This is a genomic window from Ancylomarina sp. (assembly GCF_041555295.1).
GTDB lineage: Bacteria > Bacteroidota > Bacteroidia > Bacteroidales > Marinifilaceae > Ancylomarina.
Genome location: NZ_JBFFKR010000144.1, coordinates 1 through 8541, shown reverse-complemented (window position 1 = coordinate 8541; position 8541 = coordinate 1). Strand labels below are relative to the sequence as shown.

4 protein-coding genes are annotated in these 8541 nt (G+C 42.3%); 1 reads left to right on the top strand and 3 read right to left on the bottom strand.

The genetic code is table 11. From position 1 onward, the window contains the following. Nucleotides 1–55: 55 nt before the first annotated feature. Complete coding sequence (locus ABY905_RS10775) at nucleotides 56–802, bottom strand: hypothetical protein (protein ID WP_372643551.1); 747 nt, start codon at nucleotides 800–802, stop codon at nucleotides 56–58. A gap of 315 nt (nucleotides 803–1117) precedes the next feature. Between ABY905_RS10775 and ABY905_RS10770 the strand changes: the two genes are divergently transcribed. Next, nucleotides 1118–1417 (top strand): YciI family protein, encoded by a 300-nt coding sequence (locus ABY905_RS10770; protein WP_372643549.1) that lies wholly within the window; start codon nucleotides 1118–1120, stop codon nucleotides 1415–1417. 464 nt (nucleotides 1418–1881) lie between these two features. Here the strand turns inward: ABY905_RS10770 and ABY905_RS10765 are convergent, their stop codons facing one another. Beyond that, the gene (locus ABY905_RS10765; RefSeq protein ID WP_372643547.1) at nucleotides 1882–3336 is read right to left on the bottom strand and encodes a glutamate synthase subunit beta; all 1455 of its coding nucleotides are present in this window, start codon (nucleotides 3334–3336) and stop codon (nucleotides 1882–1884) included. A gap of 109 nt (nucleotides 3337–3445) precedes the next feature. Further along, nucleotides 3446–8005: a glutamate synthase large subunit gene (gene gltB / locus ABY905_RS10760; protein WP_372643544.1), complete on the bottom strand. Its 4560-nt coding sequence runs from the start codon at nucleotides 8003–8005 to the stop codon at nucleotides 3446–3448. Between the last annotated feature and the right edge of the window lie 536 nt (nucleotides 8006–8541).

The following is an 8541-nucleotide window of genomic DNA, read 5'->3' as shown; positions in this document are numbered from 1 at the left end:
GAGCATAAAAAAAGAGAAGTGATGAGCTTCTCTTTCTTTGAATACGAGTCAGGTTTTATTCCTGAGCTTCTTCTGCTAGCCTGCGTCGGTAAGCACTGTTCTTATCTCTGCTGTATTTGCTTGAATAAGATTTTACAATTTTAGGATCATTACGAAATACGAAACGACCATACTTGCGTATTTCATCGGCCACTTGCTTGGTTAAAGTATAAGCCTGATCGCGAATGACTTTAATTTCGTCATCGACATACATATGACCATTAACAGCACCCAATAAACCACCCATTCTGTCGGCATCGGTAGCTGCTTTGTCTAATAAAAGAGCATCGAAATTAATGGACTCAAGTGGCTCTAAATTAGCTTTACCCAATACCGAAAGGCTTGCCATATCTTGTACGGCATCGGCCTGTGAATCACCTTCTTTAATTGCAGCCAATTTCTTTAATAAAGGCTCGCTATTGCGATAAGCGAAATCCATCTGATCGATTAAATCGTTACGGAATTCGATAAAAGCCGGCCATTCTGCCTTCCAAGCTTCTTTGGCATCGTCGCGCACGGTGTTTAGCTCTGTCCAATTGCATTCAGCAGTTCGCAAAGCACCCGTATAAGCCAATAGCTTAGTTACTAAATCGGGGTTCATACCTACTGCAATCAATTTTGGTAAGTCGACACTTACACGCGTATGCAAGTTTTCAAGTTCATTCACATGCATCTTTACTGGCATATCGCAGTACTTAATTTGTTCTCTGGGAACAGCTTTAATCACATCTAAGTGATCTAATAAATCTTGTTGATCTGACATGAGTCTAGATTTTAATTGTTTATAAAACCAACATCACAAATCGTTCTTCACATTTAATTTATTTCTCCTTGCACATTTCACATACAAGGGCGTCATTATTAGCCATCAACTAACAAATCGAGAATGAAGTTATGTAAAAAACCAACACGATTTCAATATTTACCATTCATTAACTTATGTTCTTTAGCAGTATTTTTACTGATAAGCAGATTTAGTTTTATGCGAGTTGCAATTATTACTGATCAGACTTATAAAAACTACATAAAATGTTCTACTTTCATCGTTCAAATATAAACTCATTAAAAACAGAATAGAATGTTTATTGTACATGTCAATTACAAAGTCAGTTTAGATGTGATTGAGCAACATCTAACTGCTCATGTCGATTATTTGAAACAACAATATGCCTTAGGTTATTTTATAGCTTCGGGAAGACAAGTGCCTCGTACGGGAGGCCTTATTCTCTCTAATATGGAGAATAGAGAGGCTTTGAATACTGTATTGGAACAGGATCCTTTCAAACAAAACAATTTGGCTGATTATGTAGTCACTGAATTTGTGCCTAGCATGACTTGCCAGGAATTGGATTTTTTGAAAATCACCCCAAAGCCCTAGAGAGGCTTAAAAGGAATGTCGATATTCAAAACCTAAGGGATGCTTCGGGATTCAGCTGTCAGTGTTTATTTCTCACTAAGAGCCTAAACGAGTGAAGTAATCTCGCAATGACAGGAGTATGGTCTCTTTTATTTGAAAATCACCCCTAAATCCACTGAAGGGGACTCTCATACCCACTACCAAACAAGCCCATTTAGGGGTTTGGGGTGGCATCTCGATGAGAATTATCGATGAACAAACCACCTCGCCTTCTCCCGCATTTCGGGATCAGGCACTCCTCCTTAACCAAGGAGGAGAAATAAAATGAGTTATGAAATAGCAAGAGTCAATTCATTTATGATGAGATTGCCACGAGCTCGTACCTCGCTCTCGCTACCGAGCCTGCGAGATCACCGAAGGTAATGACAATATAAAAATAAAGGCCCCTTTCCCAAATTGACAAGGAAAAGGGGCCTTACTCTAAATCAATCTACCACGGAGATTAGAGAATGTTCTTTTGATTCTAAAACGGAACTACCGCTCAGATAAATATCGACCTTACGCGCTGCTTCACGACCTTCGCTAATGGCATGCACCACCAAGGATTGCCCCCGACGCATATCACCAGCAGCAAACACACCTGTTTTTGAGGTGGCATACTTTTGAGTCTTCACATTACCTCGCTCATCCAATTCAATTCCCAGTTCGCTAAGCAAACCTTCGAGCTGAGGATGCAGAAAGCCTACGGCTAAGAAGGCCAAATCGCAAGGCAATTCGCGTTCACTGCCTTCAAGCTCATTAAACGTGCCATTTACCCATTCAATATCGACTAATTTTACGGCCTTTAAATTGCCATTAGCGTCGCCAACAAATTCTTTGGTCAGAACCGACCATTCTCTTTGGCAACCCTCTTCCTGAGAACTACTGGTACGCAATATAGCCGGGTATTGGGGCCAGGGTGTTTCCGGATTAAAACCTTTGGGTGGCTGAAACAACAGTTCAATTTGAAGCACAGACTGAGCGCCCTGTCTGATAGATGTTCCCACACAATCGGAACCCGTATCGCCACCGCCAATGACCAAAACATGCTTGTTTTTTGCTAAAATAATCTCTTCTTTCTTAATGGTATCGCCAGCATTGCGCTCATTTTGCTGACGCAAAAAATCCATGGCAAAATAAACACCTTTCAGCTCGCGCCCCTTAACATCGACATCTCTGGGGATGGTTGAACCGCCAGAAAGCAATAAGGCATCGTAATCGTTCAATACGCTTTCTACAGTAATATTTTTGCCGACATAAGCCTTAGTTTTAAATTCGATACCAGCTGCTCTCATCACTTCCAGTCGACGATCAATCACGGTTTTCTCCAACTTAAAATCGGGTATCCCATAACGCAATAAACCACCAATGCGGTCGCTTCGTTCGAATACGGTAACCCGATGACCCGCCGAGTTGAGCTGAGAGGCCGCTGCCAAACCTGCCGGACCTGAACCAATCACAGCCACCTTCTTATTACTGCGCATTAAAGGGATATTAGGCTGTACCCAGCCTTCTTTATACGCTCGCTCAATAATATTCTTTTCAATCATCTCGATAGCGGTAGCTTCCTTATTGATAGCTAATACGCAGGATGCCTCGCAGGGAGCCGGGCAAATTCGTCCGGTAAACTCCGGGAAATTATTGGTCGAGGCTAAAATTTTATAGGCGGCCTGCCAATTGTCTTTATACACCATATCGTTAAAATCGGGTATATTATTTCCCAATGGGCAGCCACTATGGCAAAAAGGTACTCCACAATCCATACAACGTGCTGCTTGTTTTTCAACTTTAATTTTACTTATCGACTCTATAAACTCTTTATGATCGCCAATACGAACTGCCACGGGTTTGTAGGCTGGCAATTCTCTTCTATATTCTAAAAATCCTGTTGGTTTTCCCATCTTTCAATTCTTTTAATTTTGATAATCCTGGATAATGCTGACTGTCTCACTTTTTTTTCTCCCGTTTCCTGAGCGGAATCGAAGGAAGAGAGAACATCAATAAAATGAGTTAAACCAGAATTGCTTTTTCTAAGGCTTCAGTTTTCTTTTTCTGATTCTCCAAGGCTTGTCTATATTCCTTAGGGAAAATCTTAATGAACTTCAGCATGGCATTATCCCAATCGTCAAGAATTTCCTTGGCTCGCTTGCTCTTTGTGTATTTATAATGCTTACTGATATAATCGTGCAAGACCTCTTCATCTTCCAAATCGATACTTTCGTAATCGTCCAACTCGTAGTTTTTATATTTCTCGAAAGTGCCTTCTATATCGTACACATAAGCGATACCTCCCGACATACCTGCACCGAAGTTTGAACCCACACTGCCAAGAATAACAACCTTTCCTCCGGTCATATACTCGCAAGCATGTCGCCCCACACCTTCGACTACGGCTGTTACACCCGAATTTCTCACACAAAAACGCTCACCTGCTACACCATTAATATAAGCTTCGCCCGATGTGGCACCATAAAAGGCCACGTTACCGATAATCATATTGTCGGCTGCTTCGTAAGTCGATTTTCTATCGGGATATACAATTAGCTTACTGCCCGAAAGGCCTTTACCAAAATAGTCGTTGGCCTCGCCTTCCAATTCAAAGGAGATTCCCTTAGCTGCAAAGGCGGCATAACTCTGCCCTGCCGAACCTCTAAACTTCAGTTTGATGGTATCTTCGGCTAAGCCATCAGATTTGTATCTCTTCGATATCTCGTGAGACAGTAATGTTCCCACAGCCCTGTCGGTATTCACCAAATCGAACTCTCCCGAAACCGATTCCCCTCTTTCGAGAGCTGGCTGTGCCAATTCGATCAATTTCCAATCGAAAAACTTGTCGATACCATGATCTTGTTCCGTCTTTTTATACAAACCAACCCCTTTATCCGCCTTTTCTTTATAAAGAATCGGACTTAAATCGAGGCTTTTAATCTTCCAATGCTCAATATCCTCTCTTACTCTAAGCACATCGACCTGACCAACCATCTCGTTGATGGTTCGGAAACCCAATTCGGCCATAATCTGACGCAAATCTTCGGCTAGGAAAGTGAAGTAATTCACCACATGTTTTGGATCGCCCGTAAAGAGTTTACGCAATTCTTTATCTTGAGTTGCGACTCCAACAGGACAAGTATTCGAATGGCATTTTCGCATCATAATACAACCCGTTGCAACCAAGGCTGCCGTAGCCACGCCCCATTCTTCAGCACCCAAAAGAGTGGCAATAGCCAAATCACGCCCTGTTCGCATTTGCCCATCGGCCTGTACAGTAATTCTATCGCGAAGCTTGTTTTTCACCAAAGTTTGGTGAGTTTCTGACAAACCAAGCTCCCACGATGTACCTGCATGTTGCACCGAACTAATAGGTGAAGCCCCTGTTCCGCCATCGAAACCTGAAACCAAAACCACATCGGCATGAGCCTTGGCCACACCTGCAGCAATAGTTCCTACGCCTGCTTTTGCAACCAATTTTACATTGATTCTAGCTTTTCGATTGGCATTTTTCAAATCGTAAATCAACTGAGCCAAATCCTCAATGCTATAGATATCGTGATGTGGTGGCGGTGATATCAAACCTACACCCGGGGTACAATGTCTCACCTTTCCAATCCATTCATCAACCTTATGCCCTGGCAGCTGACCCCCTTCGCCTGGCTTAGCACCCTGCGCCATTTTAATTTGAATCTCATCGGCCTGACTGAGGTAATAAGAAGTCACTCCAAATCGTCCAGAAGCCACTTGTTTGATAGCCGAACGCATACTGTCGCCATTGGGTAGTGGCTCGTATCTCATTTCGTCCTCCCCACCTTCCCCACTGTTGCTCTTACCACCGATACGATTCATAGCAATGGCCAAAGTTGAGTGGGCCTCATGAGATATGGATCCGAATGACATGGCACCCGTTGCAAAACGTTTGAATATCTTTTCAACTGGCTCAACCTCTGCCAAGGGAACCGATTTACGTTTCTTGAATTCAAATAAACTTCTAATGGTCACCGCTTTTTCGGACTGATCGTTTATCTCCCGAGCATACTCGTTGTAGGCTTCCTGAGACTTTCTTCGAGCAGCCTGTTGCAACAAACGAATTGTTGTTGGGTTAAATAAATGGTGCTCTCCCTTTTTTTTCCACTGATAAAGTCCACCTTCATCCAAACGTGGCTTTAAACCCGATTGCTGTGGAAATGCCAATTGATGGCGTACAAAAACCTCGCGGGCTATACCATCGAAATCGATACCCCCCAGTCGGGAAACAGTGCCCTTAAAGCACTTATCAACGACCTTACCTGACAAGCCAATAGCTTCGAAAATTTGCGCACCATGATAGGATTGCAGGGTTGAGATACCCATCTTCGAAAAGATCTTAAGCAAGCCGCCACCAATGGCTGCAATATAGTTTTCGAAGGCAAGTTCATTGGTAAGTCCTTTCGGTGACAATTTATTAGCCTCAAGCGATACAATGGTATCGAAAGCCATATAAGGGTTAATCGCATTGGCTCCATAACCAATAAGTGTGGCAAAGTGATGCGTCTCTCTCACATCTCCGGCTTCAACAATCAGCCCCACACGCACACGCAAACCATTCTCCACCAAATGGTGATGAATAGCTCCCACTGCCAATAGGGAAGGAATTGGTGCATGATCTGCGTCAATCTTCCTATCGGAAATCAGGATTACATTGTATCCATTTTCTATAATAGCCTGATCAACCTCCTGACACATCTGACTTAAAGCCTTTTCCAATTCACCCGGCTCTCCCGATGCAGAATAAATAGCATCGAGCACCTTGATACGAAAGTTGGTATCGTGGTAAGAACGTAAGTTCTGAAGCTGCTTATTGGTCAGTACTGGCTGATCGAATGTAATCTGCTTACAATGCAAAGGCGTCTCAGACAATAAATTGTAGAGTTTCCCCACCGAAGTGCGCAATGACATCACTATTTTTTCCCTAATAGGATCGATAGGCGGGTTACTGACCTGTGCAAATTGTTGCTTAAAATAATTAGACAGATGTCGGCTTTGGTTAGACAGAATAGCCAAAGGCACATCGCTTCCCATCGAACCCAAAGGCTCCTTACCCGTTTCGGCCATACTTGTGATAATGAAATCCACATCCTCCTGACTGAAACCAAAAGCTTGCTGAAGGCTGAGTAGATTATCAGCATCGTATTCATAGCTCAAATTCTTCTCAGGAATCTCATCAATATGCAATTGATTCATATCGAGCCAGCTTCTATAGGGTGCTCTTTTTGCTATTTCGCTTTTTATTTCCTTATCAAATACAATTCTTCCCTTTTCCAAATCAGCATAAACCATCTTACCGGGTTGTACCCGCCATTTTCTCACGATCTTTTCAGGAGCAATTGGCAAAGCCCCCACTTCCGAAGAAACAATAATTCTATCGTCGTTAGTCAGAATCATTCTCGAAGGACGCAGGCCGTTACGATCGAGAGTGGCTCCTACAATATTCCCATCGGTAAAGCAGATGGAAGCGGGTCCGTCCCAAGGCTCCATAATAGAAGCATGATATTGATAAAAGGCTTTCTTTTCATCATTCATTTTCTGTGTTTGCTGCCAGGCCTCTGGAATCAACATCATCAATACATGAGGCAAAGATCGTCCACCCATCACCAGCATCTCAACCATTGAATCGAGATTACCCGAATCGGAGTTCGTTTCGTCCATCACAGGGCGCAGCTTGAGCATGTCATCGTGAGTGAATTTGGTACACTCCAGAAATTTCTCATTGGAACGCATCCAGTTCATATTCCCTCTCACCGTGTTGATCTCACCATTGTGCGCAATATATCTGAAAGGCTGAGCCAATCGCCACTTGGGAAAGGTATTGGTCGAGAATCGTGAATGGATCAGGGCTATTGCCGATTCAAGATCTTCATCCAATAGATCAGTATAATATTGTCGGGTTTGATGCGTTCTAAACTGCCCCTTATACACAATGGTTTTGTATGAAAAGGAGGTGAAGTAAAAAGTTTGACTATCGTTTAGAATCAATTTATTAATGGTATGCGCACTGTACTGTCGCAGAACAAATAGCTTTCGCTCCAAATCCATTCCCGTCAATCCATCCTTATGCTTCACAAATATTTGCTCAGATTTAGGTTCAGTTTTGCGGGCTGTTTCACCTACTGCATTCGAAACACCAGGCACATCGCGATAACCAATCAAATCAAAACCTAGTTCAGACAAGTTTATATTCAAAAGTCTTCTGCAATCTTCTCTCTCTTTGACATCATCAGGAAAATAGATCATCCCCACACCATATTCGCCAAAGGCAGGTAATTCAAGCCCTATAGTCTTCAATTCCTTCCTGAAAAACTTATCGGGCACTTGTATTAGAATGCCAGCGCCATCACCCGTCTCTGGGTCGCTTCCAATAGCCCCACGGTGTTCCATATTCTCTAACATGGTCAACGCATCGAGTACAATCTGATGGGACTTCTCTCCTTTTACATGAGCAATAAAACCAATACCGCAGGCATCCGATTCGCATTGGGGCAAATACATCGACTTCTTTTGTTGCTCACATTCGTCTTCGGGTAAATTGAACTTTGTCATAAAAATTAATCTTGGCTTAGATGATTCTACTTTGGGGCAAAATCATGGGTTAATAGTTTCCCAACTGCTATTCTGGGATTTGTGGTTAAATGAATAGCAGTCGTTCTAATTTTTTTTAGACGATTTAAGGAAAAAGCCGAAATATGGCGCGTAAATAAAAAGAGCTCTCCTCCATAGGGAAGGAAACCGATATTTAAGCCATTTAAGAAGTGTTGTTGTTTAATGCTCTCGAAATCTTGCCTTTTACACCTTCAAATTTTCGTTTCTCTCAACCAAAATAAAGGAATCATTTGATCAATAAAACTAAGGTTTGTAATTGTTGAGAATTCTAGTTCGTTATGACATCAAAACTATGTTTATTTTCTGATGTCATGTCTTAAATATAGGCGATCAGTATAGGAAAAGCAAACCCCAGATTCCCTTTTATTACAGTTTCAAGCCTTAAAAAACAGAACTATTCCAATCAAAAAGGAAACCTGAATAAAGCCTAAGCCCAATAGAAATGCCCCATCGAGGTAAGAAGAATCTCAACGGAT